20 protein-coding genes are annotated in these 15,852 nt (G+C 69.0%); 12 read left to right on the top strand and 8 right to left on the bottom strand.

Going from position 1 to position 15,852, the window contains the following annotated elements; translation table 11 throughout:
* The first annotated feature begins 311 nt into the window (after positions 1 to 311).
* Genes WH5701_RS17790 through dhaK form a run of 6 tightly spaced genes read left to right on the top strand, consistent with a single transcriptional unit; the run spans position 312 to position 4,506 of the window.
* Complete coding sequence (locus WH5701_RS17790) at positions 312 to 494, top strand: hypothetical protein (RefSeq protein WP_156776761.1); 183 nt, start codon at positions 312 to 314, stop codon at positions 492 to 494.
* Positions 495 to 554: 60 nt separating this feature from the next.
* A complete protein-coding gene (gene dhaL, locus WH5701_RS13815; RefSeq protein WP_037981571.1) occupies positions 555 to 1,178 on the top strand; it encodes a dihydroxyacetone kinase subunit DhaL in 624 nt (207 codons plus the stop codon).
* Positions 1,175 to 1,558, top strand: coding sequence for a dihydroxyacetone kinase phosphoryl donor subunit DhaM (gene dhaM / locus WH5701_RS13810; protein ID WP_006173110.1), 384 nt, complete (start codon positions 1,175 to 1,177; stop codon positions 1,556 to 1,558). The genes dhaL and dhaM overlap by 4 nt, the downstream gene beginning before the upstream one ends.
* The gene (locus WH5701_RS13805; protein ID WP_006173109.1) at positions 1,555 to 1,845 is read left to right on the top strand and encodes an HPr family phosphocarrier protein; all 291 of its coding nucleotides are present in this window, start codon (positions 1,555 to 1,557) and stop codon (positions 1,843 to 1,845) included. The genes dhaM and WH5701_RS13805 overlap by 4 nt, the downstream gene beginning before the upstream one ends.
* Positions 1,842 to 3,461: a putative PEP-binding protein gene (locus WH5701_RS13800; RefSeq protein WP_006173108.1), complete on the top strand. Its 1,620-nt coding sequence runs from the start codon at positions 1,842 to 1,844 to the stop codon at positions 3,459 to 3,461. Before WH5701_RS13805 ends, WH5701_RS13800 begins: the two co-directional genes overlap by 4 nt.
* Before the next feature lie 55 nt (positions 3,462 to 3,516).
* Positions 3,517 to 4,506: a dihydroxyacetone kinase subunit DhaK gene (gene dhaK / locus WH5701_RS13795; RefSeq protein WP_006173107.1), complete on the top strand. Its 990-nt coding sequence runs from the start codon at positions 3,517 to 3,519 to the stop codon at positions 4,504 to 4,506.
* 21 nt (positions 4,507 to 4,527) lie between these two features.
* Here the strand turns inward: dhaK and WH5701_RS13790 are convergent, their stop codons facing one another.
* Together WH5701_RS13790 and WH5701_RS13785 are read right to left on the bottom strand one after the other, a co-directional pair.
* Positions 4,528 to 5,271, bottom strand: coding sequence for a transglutaminase family protein (locus tag WH5701_RS13790; protein ID WP_232201925.1), 744 nt, complete (start codon positions 5,269 to 5,271; stop codon positions 4,528 to 4,530).
* 99 nt (positions 5,272 to 5,370) lie between these two features.
* Positions 5,371 to 6,177: an N-formylglutamate amidohydrolase gene (locus WH5701_RS13785; RefSeq protein ID WP_006173105.1), complete on the bottom strand. Its 807-nt coding sequence runs from the start codon at positions 6,175 to 6,177 to the stop codon at positions 5,371 to 5,373.
* Between the two features lie 558 nt (positions 6,178 to 6,735).
* On the opposite strand from WH5701_RS13785, the gene WH5701_RS13780 reads away from it, so the two are divergent.
* A complete protein-coding gene (locus WH5701_RS13780; protein ID WP_006173103.1) occupies positions 6,736 to 7,431 on the top strand; it encodes a GAF domain-containing protein in 696 nt (231 codons plus the stop codon).
* Between the two features lie 50 nt (positions 7,432 to 7,481).
* On the opposite strand, the gene WH5701_RS13775 is transcribed toward WH5701_RS13780, so the two are convergent.
* The 3 genes from WH5701_RS13775 to WH5701_RS13765 are packed head-to-tail and all read right to left on the bottom strand — an operon-like array spanning position 7,482 to position 11,267.
* Positions 7,482 to 8,570 carry a DUF389 domain-containing protein gene (locus tag WH5701_RS13775; RefSeq protein WP_006173102.1) on the bottom strand — a complete coding sequence of 363 codons (1,089 nt, stop codon included), beginning with the start codon at positions 8,568 to 8,570 and terminating at the stop codon, positions 7,482 to 7,484.
* A 56-nt stretch (positions 8,571 to 8,626) separates the two neighbouring features.
* On the bottom strand, positions 8,627 to 9,802 hold the full coding sequence (locus tag WH5701_RS13770) for an ABC transporter substrate-binding protein (protein ID WP_006173101.1): 1,176 nt from the start codon (positions 9,800 to 9,802) through the stop codon (positions 8,627 to 8,629).
* 10 nt (positions 9,803 to 9,812) lie between these two features.
* A complete protein-coding gene (locus WH5701_RS13765) occupies positions 9,813 to 11,267 on the bottom strand; it encodes a hypothetical protein (RefSeq protein ID WP_006173100.1) in 1,455 nt (484 codons plus the stop codon).
* Between the two features lie 228 nt (positions 11,268 to 11,495).
* Here WH5701_RS13765 and WH5701_RS18100 point away from each other — a divergent pair, with 228 nt between their 5' ends.
* A complete protein-coding gene (locus WH5701_RS18100) occupies positions 11,496 to 11,750 on the top strand; it encodes a hypothetical protein (protein WP_050751559.1) in 255 nt (84 codons plus the stop codon).
* A gap of 49 nt (positions 11,751 to 11,799) precedes the next feature.
* Here WH5701_RS18100 and dcd read toward each other — a convergent pair whose 3' ends face one another.
* Positions 11,800 to 12,324 (bottom strand): dCTP deaminase, encoded by a 525-nt coding sequence (gene dcd / locus WH5701_RS13755; protein WP_006173098.1) that lies wholly within the window; start codon positions 12,322 to 12,324, stop codon positions 11,800 to 11,802.
* A 106-nt stretch (positions 12,325 to 12,430) separates the two neighbouring features.
* A complete protein-coding gene (locus tag WH5701_RS13750) occupies positions 12,431 to 13,585 on the bottom strand; it encodes a PQQ-dependent sugar dehydrogenase (RefSeq protein WP_006173097.1) in 1,155 nt (384 codons plus the stop codon).
* A 73-nt stretch (positions 13,586 to 13,658) separates the two neighbouring features.
* Here WH5701_RS13750 and WH5701_RS13745 point away from each other — a divergent pair, with 73 nt between their 5' ends.
* Both WH5701_RS13745 and WH5701_RS13740 read left to right on the top strand, forming a co-directional pair.
* Entirely contained in the window at positions 13,659 to 13,940 is a 282-nt protein-coding gene (locus WH5701_RS13745; RefSeq protein ID WP_006173096.1) for a type II toxin-antitoxin system Phd/YefM family antitoxin, read from the top strand.
* Positions 13,941 to 13,948: 8 nt separating this feature from the next.
* The gene (locus WH5701_RS13740; protein WP_006173095.1) at positions 13,949 to 14,350 is read left to right on the top strand and encodes a type II toxin-antitoxin system VapC family toxin; all 402 of its coding nucleotides are present in this window, start codon (positions 13,949 to 13,951) and stop codon (positions 14,348 to 14,350) included.
* A 67-nt stretch (positions 14,351 to 14,417) separates the two neighbouring features.
* Here WH5701_RS13740 and brnA read toward each other — a convergent pair whose 3' ends face one another.
* The gene (gene brnA, locus WH5701_RS13735; RefSeq protein ID WP_006173094.1) at positions 14,418 to 14,711 is read right to left on the bottom strand and encodes a type II toxin-antitoxin system BrnA family antitoxin; all 294 of its coding nucleotides are present in this window, start codon (positions 14,709 to 14,711) and stop codon (positions 14,418 to 14,420) included.
* A 291-nt stretch (positions 14,712 to 15,002) separates the two neighbouring features.
* Between brnA and WH5701_RS13725 the strand changes: the two genes are divergently transcribed.
* Together WH5701_RS13725 and WH5701_RS13720 are read left to right on the top strand one after the other, a co-directional pair.
* The gene (locus WH5701_RS13725; protein WP_006173092.1) at positions 15,003 to 15,227 is read left to right on the top strand and encodes a hypothetical protein; all 225 of its coding nucleotides are present in this window, start codon (positions 15,003 to 15,005) and stop codon (positions 15,225 to 15,227) included.
* On the top strand, positions 15,227 to 15,610 hold the full coding sequence (locus WH5701_RS13720; protein WP_006173091.1) for a type II toxin-antitoxin system VapC family toxin: 384 nt from the start codon (positions 15,227 to 15,229) through the stop codon (positions 15,608 to 15,610). Before WH5701_RS13725 ends, WH5701_RS13720 begins: the two co-directional genes overlap by 1 nt.
* The last annotated feature ends 242 nt before the right edge of the window (positions 15,611 to 15,852 follow it).

Raw genomic sequence — 15,852 nt, 5'->3', positions numbered from 1 at the left:
CCAACCGCCGGGTGGATCCCTCTTGTTTTCACTTTCGATCCGCCTCGAGCGCCTGAGAAGGTGCGGGAGACCGACCCTCACCCTGAGCGCGTCAGGCCTGAGGCCGCTTCAATCCTCCAGAGACTCTCGACCATCCAGAGGATGTCGTCATCAGACTGATCCTCTGCCTGAACATCTGAAGGCGCGCTGATCTGAACCCGCAGTGATGGGAGCCCCTGGCGGTGTGAACCTATAGCGAATCATCCTGTCAGTGGATCACTCAGAAACAATCCAGCGCTGGCTCAAGCGATCAAGCAACGTGATACCTGGCCGTGGCATACTTCATCCTCCGACAACATCAGCCTGTGACGAACAAAAATGGCGCTGCCAGATCAGTGCTGTCTGGTGTTCTGGTCGTCCTGGCTGTCCTTGGCGGTCTGGCGCTGCTGGGCTGGCTCAGCATCGTGATGCTCGATCTCAAGCACCTGAACACCTCAGGGTTCACCCTCCCCTGAAGGGGTCACCCCGGCACGTTTCCATACTGGGTGTCCGCCCACGCCCGCTGCCTCCTCTCCATGGCGCGCCTCGCCCAAGCCGCACTGATCGAGGCCGCGGCAGCCGCGGTGGCGGCCCATGCCGAGGAGCTCAGCGAACTCGACCGGGCGATCGGTGACGGCGACCACGGGCTCAACATGCAGCGCGGTCTGGACGCCGTGCGGGCGAAGCAGAGCACGCTGGCGGCCCTGCCGCTGCCGCAACTGCTGCGCCAGGCGGGCATGGAACTGGTGCTGAAGGTTGGAGGTGCCTCGGGGCCCCTCTACGGCACCCTGCTGATGGCGCTGGGCCAGGCCCTAGGCCCGGCGCTCGACGCCCCCCCTGATCGCGCGCATCTGACGGCGGCCCTGCGGCAGGCCGTGGATGCGGTGAAGGCACGGGGCCGATCCGATGCCGGCCAGAAAACCCTGCTCGACGTGCTCGATCCGGTGCACGCCGCCCTGGCGCGTGGCGCCACGGCAGCGGAGATCCGGGCGGTGGCCCTGGAGGCGGCGGAAGCCACCAAACCCCTGCGTGCCCAGCGGGGCCGGGCCTCGTTCCTGGGGGAGCGCTCGATCGGCCATGTGGACCCGGGCGCCCGTTCCTGTGCCCTGCTGGTGGCCGCCGTGACCGACGTGCTCGAAGCCCCGGAGTCGGCACCATGACGGTGGGGATCGTGGTGGTGTCCCACTCGGCGAAGGTGGCGGAAGGTACGGCCGAGATGGTGCGCCAGATGGTGGGCGAGGCGGTGCCGCTGGCCTGGAGCGGCGGTGACCCGGGCGGCGGGTTGGGCTGCGATGTGGCCGCGATCGCCGCTGCCCTGGCGGCCGCCTGGAGTGACGACGGTGTGGCGGTGCTGGTGGATCTGGGCAGTGCGGCCATGCACGCCCAGCTGGCCGTGGAGGCGCTTCCGGAGGAGCGGCGGGGGCGGGTGGTGATCTGCGAGGCACCGCTGGTGGAGGGGGCCGTGGTGGCGGCGGCGGAGGCGTCGGGGGGATCGGACCTGGCGGCGGTGCGGGCGATGGCCGAGGCGCTCTCGCCATGAGTGATCAACGGATCGGCCGGGCGGTGCTGGTGAACGCGGTGGGGTTGCATGCCCGGCCGGCCGTGCGCCTCACCCAGCTGGCCAAGCGCTTCGCGGCGCGGGTGGAGGTAGCGCTGGCGCCCGAAGGGCCCTGGGCCGATGCCAAAAGCCCGGTGCAGGTGCTGCGGGTGCGGGCGCCCCAGGGGGCCGTGCTGCACGTGCGCAGCGAGGGGGTCGATGCGGAGGAGGCCCTGGCGGCGGTGCTGGCGCTGGTCTCGGCCGGCTTCGATGAAGGCGCGGCGCCATGAGCGGCATCCGCCGGCAGGGGCGGCCCGCCTCACCGGGCATGGCCTGGGGGCCGATCTGGCGGTGGCCCGAGCCAGAACGCCATGCGGCCGCCGACGGCCCGCCGCAGGGGGCCGCAGAACTGCGGGCGGCCATTGCCAGGGGCAGAGCCGAGCTGGCGTCGGAGGTGGCCGGCCTTGAGGGGGAAGCGGCGGAGATCCTGGCCGTGCAGCTGGCCCTTCTTGAGGACGACACCCTCGCTGCCCAGGCCTTTGCAGCCCTGACCGGCCCCGCGGCACCACCGGCCGAAGTGGCCTGGCGGGCAGCCCTGGAGGTGGAGATCGCTGGCTACCAGGCCTCGGAGGATGCAACCTTTCGCGCCCGGGCGGCGGACCTGATCGACCTGCGCGACCGGGTGCTGCGCTGCCTGCTGGCCCCCGGCCACTCCGTCACGCCGGCCCGTCAGCCCGGGTCGGTGCTGGTGGCGCCCGATCTCACCCCCTCGCGCTTCCTGGCGATCGACTGGAGCGGCGGCGGGGCCGTGGTGCTGGAGCAGGGGTCGGCGGCCGCACACGTGGCCCTGCTGGCACGGGGCCGGGGGGTGCCGATGGTGGTGGCCGTGGGCGCCGTGCCGGCCGAGGCCACGCAGGTGCTGGTGGAGGGGGACAGCGGCTGGGTGACCTTCGACCCTGACCCGGCCCGTGCTGCCGCCCTGAGCGCTGCCCGGGGAGGCAGCTCGACGCCCGCGCACCCCGGCGGAGCCCCCGGGCCGGCCTTCACCGCCGGTGGCGAGCGGGTGGAGGTGCTGCTCAACGTGAGCGATCCGGCCGAACTGGAGGGACTGGATCCGGAGCTGTGTGACGGCATCGGCCTGGTACGCAGCGAGTTCCTGCTGCAGGTGACCGCCCGGCAGGAGCCTGCCGCCGCCACCGGGCCGGCTGGCCTCCCCGACGAGGCCAGCCAGCAGCGGGCCTACGAGGCGCTGCTGGCCTGGTCCGGCGGCCGCCCGGTGACGGTGCGCACCCTGGATCTGGGCGGCGACAAACCGCTGCCGGGGATCACGGCGGCGGAGGCGGAGCCGGCGCTGGGACTGCGCGGGCTGCGGCTGACCCTGGGGCGTCCTGAGCTGCTGCGCCCCCAGCTGCGGGCCCTGGCACGTGCTGCGGTGGCGGGCGACCTGCGGGTGCTGCTGCCGATGGTGACGGTGCCGCAGGAGTTCGTGGCGGCGGCTGCCCTGCTGGAGGAGGTGGTGGCGGAGCTGGGCGCCGCAGGACTCCCCTGCCGCCGGCCACCGCTGGGGATGATGGTGGAAGTGCCGGCGGCGGCCCTCACCAGCGAGATGTTTCCTGCCGACTTCTATGCGATCGGCAGCAACGACCTGGCCCAGTACACCCTGGCGGCGAGCCGCTCCGATGAGGCGTTCGAAACCCTGCGCCGCGACGGCTGGCCGGCGGTGGAGCTGCTGATCGCCCGCACGCTGGAGAGCGCAGGCCGCAAGGGGGTGCCGGTGTGCCTGTGCGGTGAGGCGGCGGCCGATCCGGCGCGGCTGGAGGGGCTGCTGCGGCTGGGGCTGCGGGCGGTGTCGGTGCCGGCAAAGGCGGTGGCGGCGGTGAAACGGACGATCGCGGCGGCGCCCTGAACGGCACCGGGCCGAAGGCTGGCTACCACGAGGACAGTGACCAACAGGCTCGGCGATGAAGAAGCTGATCAACGGCGCGGAGGGATTCCTGCACGACGGCCTCGACGGCCTGGCCCTGGCCCATGGGGACCTGCTGGTGCTGGGGGAAGGCCGCCGCTTCCTGCGGCGGCGACAGCTCGATCCCGCGAAGGTGGCGCTGATCTCCGGCGGCGGATCGGGCCACGAGCCGCTGCACACCGGGTTCGTGGGGCCGGGGATGCTGGATGCGGCCTGCCCGGGACAGGTGTTCACCTCGCCCACCCCGGATCAGATGCTGGCAGCGGCAGCGGCGGTGGGCAGCGAGAAAGGCGTGCTGTTCATCGTCAAGAACTACGCCGGTGACGTGATGAATTTCGAGATGGCCGCCGAGATGCTCGAGGGTCCGGTGGCCACGGTGCTGACCAACGACGACGTGGCGGTGGAGGACTCCACCTGGACCCAGGGCCGCCGCGGCGTGGCCGGCACCCTGATCGTGGAGAAGATGGTGGGCGCGGCCGCGGAGCGCGGCGCCGATCTCGAGAGCCTGCGCGATCTGGGGGAGAGGGTGAACAGCCGCACCCGCACGATGGGCGTGGCCCTCAGCTCCTGCACGGTGCCGGCGGCCGGGGTGCCCACCTTCGTGCTGGGGGAGAACGAGATGGAGCTGGGCGTGGGCATCCATGGAGAACCGGGCCGGCAGCGGGTGGCGCTGCAGCCGGCCGACGGGATCGCCGAGCTGCTGCTGGGCCCGGTGCTGGCCGATCTGGCGTTGCCGCGGGGAGCGGAGGTGCTGCTCCTGGTGAACGGCTTCGGCGGCACGCCGCTGCTGGAGCTCTACGGCATGGTGCAGGCCGCTCACCGTGTGCTCGATGGGGCTGGCGTGCGGGTGGTGCGCCACCTCACCGGCTCCTATGTGACGTCGCTGGAGATGGCCGGCTGCTCGCTGAGCCTGTGCCTGCCGGACGCGGACCTGCTGGCCCTGTGGGACGCCCCGGTGCACACCGCCGCCCTGCGCTGGGGGATGTGAGAACGGGCCAGGCCTGCCTGGTCAGGCGGTCCACACCTGGAAGGATTCCAGTGTCGAGGGTCCGAAGCTGGTGGTGAGCGCCACATCGGCCGCATCCCGACCGCGGGCGATCAGGATCCGCCCGATTCGCGGGCTGTTGTTGCGCGGGTCGAACACGTGCCAGCCATCACCGAGGTAGGCCTCGAACCAGGCCGCGAAGTCCATGGCCGAGTGGGGCGGTGGCACGCCGATGTCGCTCAGGTAACCGGTGCAGTAGCGGGCCGGGATGTTCATGCAGCGGCAGAAGGCGATGGCGAGATGGGTGAAGTCACGGCAGACCCCCTCCTGGGTCTGGTAGGTCGTGAGGGCTGATTTGGTGGGACTGGTGCGGCTGTAGTCGAAGCGCACATGGCGGTGCACGGCATCACAGATCGCCTGCACGCGCCCCCAGCCGGTGGGAGTCTCCTCGAACAACGACCAGGCCAGATCGGTGAGCAGATCGCTCTCGCAGTAGCGGCTGCTGAGCAGGAACAGGAGCACCTCGTCCGGCAGTTCATCCACCGGCCGCTGCTGCAGCTCTGGCAGCACCGGATCGGGCCGGCCCGAGTCCGCCACCAGCCCCCTGGCCTGCAACCGCAGCACACCGGCAGGTGCCAGCAGCCGCTGGCAGTGGTTGCCGAAGGAATCCACATAGGAGCGCAGCGGCACCTCGGGGGTCGTCTGCAGCGTGTCGGGCTCGAGCAGATCCGCCGCCCGGCTGGCATGCACGCCGAGGGTCACGATCATCGGCGTCGGCTGCGGGCAGCGGAGTTCCAGATCGAAGCCCAAACGGATCTCGACCGCATCAGACGGGCTTGGGGCGGGATGGTGCTGTGAGTCCATGCATCAGCCTAGGGACGACGGACCGCCCGGCAGCGGCGGCAATTCCTCCGCCAGGGAGGTGTCCAGCACGGCGGCGAGGCGCTCGGCCCACTCCTGCTGCCCCGCCGCCGTGGCGAGCAGGTCCTGGCGGACCTCCAGCTCCACGTGGGGAATCCGCCGCTGCTCGCCGTGCACCACCAGCGTGTGGTCGCTGGCATCACTCACCGCGTAGGGCTCGTTGTCGCCCACCTGCAGGCCAGGTTCACGCCTGAGCTCCCGCAACAGCCGCCGGGCCAGGCGCCCGTCACGGCCATGCAGCACACCCACGTGCCAGGGACGCTCCTGGCCGGCATGCACCGGCGTGAAGCTGTGCAGAGCCACCAGCACAGTGGGCTGGCCGCGGCGGGAGCGCCCATCGAGCTCGGCGGCGATGCGGTGGTGGTAGGGATCGAAGAGCGCGCTCCGCCGTTGCTCACGCTCGGCAGTGGAGAGCGCGTCATTGGCCGGGATCCGCGTGTGCTCGCTGAGGCTCACGATCGAGTCCGGCGCCCAGGGCGGACGGTTCACGTCGATCACCAGCCGCGAGTAGTTGTGCAGGATCAGGAAGGCATCCAGCCGGGCCGCCAGGCGCTCGCCCAGCCCTGCCACCCCCAGATCCCAGGCCACATGGGTGTCGAGCACCCCGGGGCCGAGCTGAAGCCCGGCCAGGCGGCCGGGGATGGCACGGCCGGCGTGATCGGCGGTGAGCAGCACGGAGGAGCGGCCGCCTGAGCCGACGATGCGGAACACGTCCGGATCGCCGGCTCCCAGCAAGGCATCCGGAAGCGGCATGGCAGTCAGTAGGGGAGCGTGACGTCGAACGGATCAGAGGCAGGCCCAACGGCAGCGGCGATCACCGGGATCTGCTCAGAACTTACGGAGTTCCCGGCGGATCTTGAGGGGGTGATGGCCGGCCTGCTGCAGGTTGAAGATCACGATCGCCCCGGCGGCCAGGACCAGGGTGATGACGGCCACGACCCCCCAAGAGATCTGGTGGCGCCGTCCTGACGGCCTCTGGAACCTTCCCATCGACGTTCCTCAGTCACTGATCCCGGTCCTGATCGATGGAGAGGGGTGAACGATGCCCAGCATCGCTCCAGCCGGCTCGCAGCTAGTGGTGACGTTGCGCCTGCCGGCCATCCTGGTGGCATCGGGTGATTCTGCGCGAACCTCACGGGGGGAACCCCAGCGCCAGGGATGAACTCCTCGTCAACCTCGGAAGCGCCGCCTGACACGGGGCACCGGAGGGCATGAGGAGATGTGAACCCCCGCCAGAGCGCCGGAGGGTCGTCCCTACGTTCTGAAGGGGCCCTTGAGGCCCATGGTTCACTGCATCCCGGTCGGCCTCCCATGCGCCCGAATGTGGCCCCCCGCGAAGCGGCCCGCCTGGCGGCGCTGCAGGGCTACCGCATCCTCGATACGGAGGCGGAGCAGTCTTACGACGACATCACCTTGCTGGCCTCTCAGCTCTGCGATGTGCCGATCGCCCTGATCAGCCTCGTGGATGCCGAGCGTCAGTGGTTCAAATCCAGGGTGGGCGTCGATGTGCGGGAAACGAGCCGGGATGTGTCCTTCTGCGCCCATGCGATTCTCGGCGAGGAGACGCTCGTGGTCCGCGATGCCCGCGAGGACGAACGCTTCCGGGACAATCCCCTGGTCTGCAGCGAGCCCCACATCGTGTTTTACACGGGGGTTCCGCTGTCGACACCGGAAGGCGCCCGGATCGGCACCCTCTGCGTGATCGATCGCCGTCCCCGTGACCTCAACGACGTGCAACGTCGCTCCCTCGAAGCGCTGGCCCGGCAGGTGGTGCTTCAGATGGAACTGAAACGGGTGTCCGATCAGCTCGCCGGCGCCCTCGAGCGCATCAATGTGATGGAGGAGCTGATCCCGATCTGCTCGTACTGCAAGGGCATCCGCAACGACGAGGGCTTCTGGGGAACCGTGGAAGCATTCATCAAGAGCCACGACAATGTGGAGTTCTCCCACGGGGTCTGCGAGGCGTGCATGGCGGAGCACTTCCCGGAAGTGCCGCCGCTGACGTGAGCCTCTCCGGCAGAAGACTGGCGCCGCAGGGTGCTGGCCGATCCCAGCTCCTACTCCTCCTGGCGCTCCGCCTCGGGCAAGGGCGGCAGCGCCGGTGGAGGCAGCACCTCCAACTCAGGCGGATTGGGAGCGGTTTCCGGGCCGATCAGGTCCACCGCTGAGCGCTGCACCACCAACCGAAAGCGCAGGGGCGCCTGGTTCCTGTTGATGAAGTCCTGCACCCCCGCCACCTGCTTGGGCGTCGGCAGCTTGGGATCGGTGACCCGCACCCGGGCCCGGATCAGAGGCGGGTTCTGCCGCCAGTCGATGGCGATCCCGACCAGTTCGATGGCGGGATCGCCTCCGAGGGTGATGGTGCTGCTGCGCACCTCCTGTTCGATCAAGGCCTGCAGCTGCTCAGCCTTCGCTTCCAGCCGGGATCGCTCCAGCATGCGAAAGAAGCTCGTGCCGAGGGGGAGCACCAGCAGGGTGGTGAGCGCCACACTGGTGAGACCGAGGCGGCTGCGGAGCAGGCGGCCCCGATACACCCGCTCAAGGGTGGCCAGGGCCGCCATCGCGCCCACCATGATCCCCAGCAGGTTGGTGGTGAAGAGCAGCAGCGCCCCGTAGGCCTGGACCCAGTAGGACGAGGCCAGCAGGATGCCCACCACGCACATCGGCGGCACCAGGGCCACGGCGATCGCCAGGCCGGCCAGGGCCGAGATCGCGTCCTTCCTGAGCTTGGCGAACATCGCCACCGCTCCGGCCACCAGGGCCACCCCCAGATCCAGCAGGTTGGGGCTGGTGCGGTTCATCACCTCGCTGCCGAAGCTGGGGAAGGCCACCAGATGGCCCACGCCCATCGCCAGCAGCACGCAGATCACCACGCCCAGCAACAGGGTGCGCAGGGCCCGCAGAAACATCTTCAGTCGGCCGCGCAGGATCTCGAAGGCCATGGCCTGCAGCGGCAGGATCCAGGGGGCGACCACCATGGCGCCGATCACCACACCGGCGCTGTTGGCCAGCAGGCCCAGGGTGGCGATCAGGGTGGCCCCCACCGTGAGCACCACGAACACCAGGTTGAAGCTGGCCTCATGCTCGAACTCCCGGCGCAGGACCTCGAGGCGCGCATCGTCCTGAGCGCCGAGGGAGACAGTCATCACTGGGCCGGAGAAGGTCGGCGGCTGCCCATGATGCTGCCATCCAGCGGAGCCGCTCAGCGGGCGGGGGAGCCGCCAGGCTCCGTGGCCTGCTGGCGCAGCGCGGTCACCACGCCATTGCGCTTGAGGGCGCTGATCGCCCGGTCGATCCGCTCGGCGGTGGCGGCCGGCAGGCCAGGGGCCAGGGCAAACGCCTGGGATTCGGGGCGGATCCCCTGCAGGGCCAGGCTGGGCCGGGAGCCCTGCAACGGCGCGTTGATCAGCAGATAACGAAGCTGCAGGTTGTCGCCCAGCACGGCGTCAACGCGACGGGAGACCAGCAGATCCACCCCCGAGCGGATGCTGGTCAGGGGCACGATCGTGGCCTTCGGGGCGCTGCTGCGGGCGTTGAGCTCCCGCAGCAAGGCCTCGCTGACGGTGCCGCTGCGCACCGCCACCCGCAGACCGCGCAGATCGCCCTCGGAGCGGATCCTGGCGCTGGGCGTTCCCTGCACCTGACGGGCCACGTTCACGGTGAGGTAGCCCACCAGGAGGGAGGCCGACACGATCCTCACCAGATAGGCCATCAGAACGATGCCGTTGCCGCGGGTGGTGGCCACCAGCGCGTTGCTGCCGGGCCCGGTGGCGAGCACCTGGAACACGGCGCTGAAGCTGCGCAGGCGCCCGTGGCTGAGGGTCTGGGGCTGCTGGGCGTAGTGCTCTACCCGCCAGGTGAGCAGGGCCAGCAGCCCGATCGCCGCCAGGTAGCCGCCCAGCAGCTGTAGCAGCGTGGGGGTGAGCAGCGCCGAGAGGAAGGAACGCCCCAGATCGAGGCGGCTCTGCAGCACCATCACCGCCAGCCCGTCCTCCTGGAAGGGGAGGCTGAAGCGGTAACGCTCCAGGCGGTCCGGGGACACATTGATGCAGCCCACCGCCACATCCAGTCCGCCATTGCGGCTGGCCTCCAGCATCGCCTGCACGGATGGCCACTCCGACACCACATACGGGAGCCGCTCGCGGGTGGCGATCCGGCCCCACAGATCGACGGCCAGGCCGCGCCAGTCACCGGCATCGCGGTAGCTGCAGGGCGGCGCACCATCCACCACGCCCACCCGCAACACCGGGGGTGAGGGCTCCAGCCGCACCCCCGGCTCCAGCGCCGCCGCGGCCACGGGGATGGCTACCGCCATGGCGACCGCCAGCACCAGCCCCTGGCCCCCCGTGGTGATGCTGAAAGTCCGGCGTGGTGGCATGGGGCCTGGGTTACGGGTTGGCGATCGCGGCTTCGCCCCGCCGGTGGATCTCGCGGGCGTAGTCGGTCCAGGTGCCCTGGCCCCAGTAGCGGAAGCAGCTGGTTTCCAACAGCAGCAGGTGCAGCAGCGCCTGCTGGTAGTGCGGCGTGCGGGTCACGCCGGGATCCTGGGCCACCAGGGGGTCAAACAGCTGGTGAAAACGGGCGCTGAGGGCGTTCATCGGCTCCAGGACGTTGGCGTAGCCCTCCACCCAGCTGAGGTCATTGGTCCAGGAGGCGCCGGCCATCGAGAAGGAGGGATCGCTGGCCTGGAGGTCGGCGATGGCCGCTTCGGTGGCCTCCGGGGTGGGTGGGCTGCCGACCCGTTGCCACAGCCTGTGTTGACCGACCGCCTGAATCGTCGGGAAATCCGCTGACGGCACGCCGGCGGCCTCAAGCAACTCGAGATATTCGGTGCCATTGATCGCCACTGTGGCTGGATCACTCCCGTTGGAGGCGATGGCGTGGTGGGCCTGGATGAAGGCCGGCGGGAACTCATTCATCATCACGCCACCGTTTTCTCCGTCGGCTATCTGGGAGACGAGCGCAGGAACCGTTGTGGCACCAAGCACTTGCCGGCCGAGCCCCAGGGCTTCGTGATAAGGCTGCATCTGGCCCACCAGCTTGGTGTCTGACCCTTGGGTTTTGATCAGCGCGGTGATGGTGGCGATGTCCCCGCTGGAGCTGCGTGCCAGCAGCTGGTTGGGGATGAAGTTCTGGGCATGGTTCAGAAGTGAACCATCGAGATTTTCAACGCTGTGCTCCTGCACCAGCAGCCAGCGGTAGCCGCACTCCCTGAGCGCCTTCACGAAGGCATGGAGCGTGTCGGGGTGGTTGGGCAGGGCCATCTCCGGCGGCGAGAATCCCTTCACCCGTTGCAGGGCCTCACGGCCGAAGTGGGCCGAGAACTGGTGCTGCCAGGCCAGGATCTGCAGCTTCAGGTCGGGGATGGGCGTGGAGGGGGCCACGGCATGGCCCCAGAAAGTGCCGAGCCATTCCACATGGGGTTGAAGGGTGGGATCGCAGGCGAGCTTTTTGAGGGCGTCAAGAATGTCGTGGCGGCCCATCTGCTCAACACCCCAGAGCAGATTGCCGGAATAATCCAGCATGATCCGGGGATTACAGCCCTCCTGAATCAACTGGGGAATGATCTCTGCCAGACGCTTGTAGCACTGGGCAAAGGGTTCGGCGTTGTGGTTGTCGCCCTCGCCTGGATGCTCCAGCATGTATTGCAGATGGGAGATGAGTTCTCCATGCGTCCCGGCTGGAATCGTGGGCTGGTGCATGTGCAGCGCGCAGGCAAAGCCTGAGCGGATCTGCTCCAGGTTCAGATTGGTGTGTGGCAGGAAGACCGGGCCGGAATCCTGAACAAGCGCAAGGATCTCGGCTTCCAAGCCGGCGATCGGCGGCAGGGCGTGGTGGCTCATGGCTGAGGTGTCGTTCCGGCAGGATCGGATGGGTGAAGCGTGCTGCAGCGCTGATACCTGGAGCCGACCCGTGAGGTGGATGCCAGAGGCAACGTCAAGGAATAAAACATCTTTTCTTCAGGCTATCGGGATCGCTTCGGCCTCGTCAGCGTCAGCCTCCATACGATGCAGCCACTTGCCCGCCCCCTACGCCTAGGGTCTGATCAGTTGATTGTTCCCCCAGTGCAGATGCGTCCCCTCGGACTGGCCACTGGGCTTCTGGCCCTTCCGTTGCTGATTCCTGGCCCGGCACTGGCTCAGAAGCGGATTCCCAAACTCCCGGGATATGACCAGTGTCCGCTTGGTTATGTGAATGACCTGAAGCAGCATTGCAATTCACCCATCTATTACGAGGTGAGGCCCACTTACGGAAAGCCCTGTGACTCGGGATGGATGAACATCGGGGCGGGCTACTGCAAGAAGAAAACGCTGGGGATTTTCTGATCTCAGCTGACCTGGAGCAACCAAGGGAGATACTTGAAGGCAGGGGCGCTCAGAAGGAGTCTTCCGTCTGACCGGCGAAGCGGCCGGCGTAGAACTCGCTGCCCTGCAGATTCTGGAACACGAACTGGCAGATCGCGGTGCCGGGATGCACGGCCAGGGGGGCGGGTCCGAAGTTGCTCATCTCCAGCACCTGTTGGCTGTCGATGCCCGGCCCCATGAAGGGGGCGCTGATGTGCACCATCAGGCCCAGCCGCGCGAAACGGCTGCGACCCTCCAGCCAGCCGCAGAGGCCGGGCCCCAGGCGCAGCCGCTCCTGGGTGATGCCGAGCACCGTTTCGCCCGGCATGATCAGGATGTGCTGGCCCTTTGGCACCTCGATCTTCTCGGTGAGCTGCCTGTAATCGGTGTGCTCGCGCACCTCGATCACGGCGTGCACCTTGCGGAACACGCGGACCGTGGGGGCGAGGGTGAGGTCGAGCGAGGCGGGGCCCAGCCGCTCGGGATCGAAGGGCGTGACCGTGATGGCGCCCTGCTCGATCGCCTGCAGGATCGCCTCTCTCCCGAGAACGGCCATGGGTTTCCGCGGAAGCAGGCGAGGGTGGATTGTCTCAGGCGGCCGGCCGGCGGGGCCCTGGCTGCGCTGCGGCTGGCGGCGAAACACCGGACGGTGTCCTCAGCGATCATCCGCCGCGGGGTCCGGCACCGGAGGGTTCGGTGTGGGAGTCGGCGGGTTCCAGGCGAATCAGGCGGCCGTCCGGGGCCTCGTCGGTGAGCACGTAGAGGAAGCCCTCAGGACCTTCGCGCACATCGCGCACCCGGGCGCCGATCGTGATCGCCTCCTCCGCCAGCACGCGGCCCTGCGCATCGAGGCTCAGGCGGCGCACGTCGCCCGAGACCAGACCGCCGGCGAAGAGCTGGCCCCGCCAGCCGGGCACCCGCCGGCCGCTCGCCACGGCCAGGCCGGAGGGGGCGATCGCCGGGGTCCACACCCGGCGGGGATCCTCCAGGCCCGGCGCCGTGCGGCGGGCGCTGATCGCGGGGCCGGTGTACTCGCGGCTGTGGGTCACCAGGGGCCAGCCGTAGTTGAGGCCTGGCTGGATGAGGTTGAGCTCGTCGCCCCCACGGGCGCCGTGCTCGCTCGCCCACACCCTGCCGTTGAGCGGATCGAGGGCCAGGCCCTGGATGTTGCGGTGCCCGAGGCTCCACACGTCCGCCCCGGTCCCGTCGTCGTTGAGGCGCAGGATCTTGCCCAGGGCGCTGCCGCGCTTCTGGGCCTGCAGCCGGATCAGCTCGCCGTCGAGCGCGATCGGTGGGTTGCCGCCGTCGCCGATCGCGAGCAGCAGGGTGCCATCCGGCAGCCAGAGCATGCGGGAGCCGAAGTGCTGCGTGCCGCTCTTGAGCTGCGGCACCGCGAAGAGCACCTCCAGCGGCCCGAGAACGCGGCCGTCGAAACGGGCGCGGGCGAGCCGGGTGTGGTTCGCCTCCGCTGACCCCGCCGCATAGGTGAGATACACGAAGCGGTTCTCGCTGAAGCGCGGATGGACGCTCACATCAAGCAGCCCGCCCTGGCCGGCGGCCAGCACCTCCGGCACCCCGGGGATCGGCCGGGGATCGAGCACCCCGTTGCGGACGATGCGCAGCCGGCCCGGCCGTTCGCTGATCAGCAGGCTGCCATCCGGCAGCCAGGCCATGCCCCAGGGATGCTCCAGCCCTCGCACCAGCTCCGTCTGCCGGAACCCCTGGGCCCGCGCGCAGCCGGCGGGCAGCAGCAGGGCGAGCAGAAGGAGCAGCCAGGCAGCCGGCTTCACGACGCGCGGGGGATTCACCTCTCCCATGGTGGCCCGTTCCCATCCCCCCACCCACCTACGAGGAGCGCCAGGACGCAGCGGGTCGACTAAGCTGGTTGGAGTGGATCCGCTGGTGGATGCCATGCGTCAGGTGAACATGCACGAAGCCAAGACCCACCTCTCCCGCCTTGTGGAGGCGGCGGCGGCGGGTGAAGGGTTCGTGATCTGCAAGGCCGGCCGGCCGATGGTGCGCGTCACTGCCCTGGCTGACGCCGGCAACGCCGAGCCTGAGCGACGCCGCCTGGGCCTGCTTCAGGGGCAGTGCGAGGTGCCCGACGACTTCGATCGGATGGCGGCCGGCACGATTGCGGATCTGTTCGAGGGCTCTGGGCAAGGCGGCTGATCGGCGCCATGGATCTGCTGCTCGATACGCACCTCGTGGTGTGGGCGATGGGGTCGCCCCAACGGCTGCCACCCGGGCTGGCGGAGATGCTGGAAGATCCGCGCCACACGCCGGTGTTCAGCGTGGCGAGCCTGTGGGAGCTGGTGATCAAGCAGGGCCCGGGGCGGCCTGATTTCAACGTGCAGCCCGCCGTGCTGCGCCGGGCCCTGCTGGAGGGGAACTGGCAGGAGCTGGCCATCGAAGCGCGTCATGCCCTGGCGGTGGCCCAGCTGCCGCCGTTGCACCGCGACCCGTTCGACCGGTTGCTGCTGGCCCAGGCCACGGTCGACGGACTGCTGCTGATCACGGCCGACAGCCAGTTGGCGGCGTATCCGGGGCCGGTGCGGTTCATGGCGGCAGCCGCAACATGAGGGACTGCTCCCCCTGGCCGGGCCACCCAAGGCCAGAACTGGCCGAAACGCCCGGCAGCCGCCACCATCACTCCATGGCCTCCAGCCCCTCTGCTGCCTCATCTTTCTGGATAGAAGTCACAGCACTGCGCTCAAGCAGACGTCCGTTGCTCCAGCCGCTCCGCGAGCCAACCTTGATGATCGACTGACGCGTGACGCCGAGGCGGCTGGCTTCGCGATCGAGCTGGTCGATCATCCACACAGGGATGTCGACATTGACGCGTTTCTGTTCCAGCCGACGGCGACGGGCACCGCCGAGGTCGAGGGCCTCGAGAACGGACTCGCCGTCATCGAAACGTTGATCGAAATCAGAACTGTTCATAGAGCTCCACCTCTTCTGGTCTGGACCGCCGAACGGAAATCAATCGGATGCTCTGGTAGTGGGCCTGGCTGCACCATCTCGACAGAACGCCACCGTCTACCCACGACATCTCCCGCCTGCTGCTGCCCGTGCCTTCACCACCTTCGCTGTGCAGTACTGCTACGACGACGAACCCGAAGATCTCAGCCTGGATCGCGCAGCCTGGTGCGACAGAGCCGAAGCGTTGATCGAACAGAAGGAACGAGCCACCAGCCACTAGGCTGCAAGCAGCGAGCAAGCAGCCTGACAGAGATGCCGCGCACCCTCTACATCCGCCACGTTCCCGATGACGTGGCGGAGCGGCTCGAAAGATTGGCCAACCGCGCTGGGCTGCCCCTGAGCACCTTCGCCCTGCGCGAACTCAGCGAAACCGCTCGCCGCGCCGACAACGCAGACCTGCTCAATGCCTTGCCATCGGCTCCGATCGACCACGGCAGGATCCTGGAGGCACTGCGGCAGATCCGGGCAGAACGCTGATGGTGGTGGTGGATGCCTCGGTGTTGGTGGATGCGCTGCTGATCCAAGGCGCAGCCAGGGACAGGCTGGCCGAGGCCAACCTCCAGGCGCCTGATCTGATCGATGCCGAGCTGCTCTCGGTGCTGCGCCGGCTGGTGCTGGCCGATCAGCTTGCTGAGCAGCACGCGCTGCAGGCCCTGGCCACGGCCCAACGGCTTGGCCTGCGTCGTCATGTCAGCCGCCACCTCTGGCCACGGGCCTGGGAGCTGCGCAGCAACCTCACGGCCTACGACGCCCTCTACGTGGCCCTGGCCGAAGAGCTGGGAGCCACACTTCTCACCGGCGACAGCCGTGCTGCCCGGGCACCTGGACTGCGCTGCCATGTGGAGGTGATGGCCTCCTGATCGTTCCGCGCTCCGCGCTCAAGCAGACGTCCGCGGCTCCAGCCGCTCCGCCAGCCACACCTTGATGATCGACTGACGTGTGACGCCGAGCTCCACCTCCTCTGGTCTGGACTGTCGAACGGAAATCAATCGAATGCACTGGTCGCGGTCGTGGTGCGGGCGGGAAGCTCCAGGAGCTCCGAATCGTTCCAGAGCTGCTGAGCAGCAAGGACGTCGATGCCGGGAGACCTCGCGCCCAGGGG

Source organism: Synechococcus sp. WH 5701, assembly GCF_000153045.1.
GTDB lineage: Bacteria > Cyanobacteriota > Cyanobacteriia > PCC-6307 > Cyanobiaceae > Regnicoccus_A > Regnicoccus_A antarcticus.
Note: the sequence above shows the minus strand (reverse complement) of the source record. Positions and strands in the feature narration are given on the sequence as shown.

What these genes read in the sequence shown, in the direction of transcription:
- dhaL (WP_037981571.1), top strand. Translation starts at nt 555, where the DNA reads ATGGCGCGCCTCGCCCAAGCCGCACTGATCGAGGCCGCGGCAGCCGCG.
- dhaM (WP_006173110.1), top strand. Translation starts at nt 1,175, where the DNA reads ATGACGGTGGGGATCGTGGTGGTGTCCCACTCGGCGAAGGTGGCGGAA.
- WH5701_RS13805 (WP_006173109.1), top strand. Translation starts at nt 1,555, where the DNA reads ATGAGTGATCAACGGATCGGCCGGGCGGTGCTGGTGAACGCGGTGGGG.
- WH5701_RS13800 (WP_006173108.1), top strand. Translation starts at nt 1,842, where the DNA reads ATGAGCGGCATCCGCCGGCAGGGGCGGCCCGCCTCACCGGGCATGGCC.
- dhaK (WP_006173107.1), top strand. Translation starts at nt 3,517, where the DNA reads ATGAAGAAGCTGATCAACGGCGCGGAGGGATTCCTGCACGACGGCCTC.
- WH5701_RS13790 (WP_232201925.1), bottom strand. Translation starts at nt 5,271, where the DNA reads ATGATCGTGACCCTCGGCGTGCATGCCAGCCGGGCGGCGGATCTGCTC.
- WH5701_RS13785 (WP_006173105.1), bottom strand. Translation starts at nt 6,177, where the DNA reads ATGCCGCTTCCGGATGCCTTGCTGGGAGCCGGCGATCCGGACGTGTTC.
- WH5701_RS13780 (WP_006173103.1), top strand. Translation starts at nt 6,736, where the DNA reads ATGCGCCCGAATGTGGCCCCCCGCGAAGCGGCCCGCCTGGCGGCGCTG.
- WH5701_RS13775 (WP_006173102.1), bottom strand. Translation starts at nt 8,570, where the DNA reads ATGACTGTCTCCCTCGGCGCTCAGGACGATGCGCGCCTCGAGGTCCTG.
- WH5701_RS13770 (WP_006173101.1), bottom strand. Translation starts at nt 9,802, where the DNA reads ATGCCACCACGCCGGACTTTCAGCATCACCACGGGGGGCCAGGGGCTG.
- WH5701_RS13765 (WP_006173100.1), bottom strand. Translation starts at nt 11,267, where the DNA reads ATGAGCCACCACGCCCTGCCGCCGATCGCCGGCTTGGAAGCCGAGATC.
- WH5701_RS18100 (WP_050751559.1), top strand. Translation starts at nt 11,496, where the DNA reads ATGCGTCCCCTCGGACTGGCCACTGGGCTTCTGGCCCTTCCGTTGCTG.
- dcd (WP_006173098.1), bottom strand. Translation starts at nt 12,324, where the DNA reads ATGGCCGTTCTCGGGAGAGAGGCGATCCTGCAGGCGATCGAGCAGGGC.
- WH5701_RS13750 (WP_006173097.1), bottom strand. Translation starts at nt 13,585, where the DNA reads ATGGGAGAGGTGAATCCCCCGCGCGTCGTGAAGCCGGCTGCCTGGCTG.
- WH5701_RS13740 (WP_006173095.1), top strand. Translation starts at nt 13,949, where the DNA reads ATGGATCTGCTGCTCGATACGCACCTCGTGGTGTGGGCGATGGGGTCG.
- brnA (WP_006173094.1), bottom strand. Translation starts at nt 14,711, where the DNA reads ATGAACAGTTCTGATTTCGATCAACGTTTCGATGACGGCGAGTCCGTT.
- WH5701_RS13725 (WP_006173092.1), top strand. Translation starts at nt 15,003, where the DNA reads ATGCCGCGCACCCTCTACATCCGCCACGTTCCCGATGACGTGGCGGAG.
- WH5701_RS13720 (WP_006173091.1), top strand. Translation starts at nt 15,227, where the DNA reads ATGGTGGTGGTGGATGCCTCGGTGTTGGTGGATGCGCTGCTGATCCAA.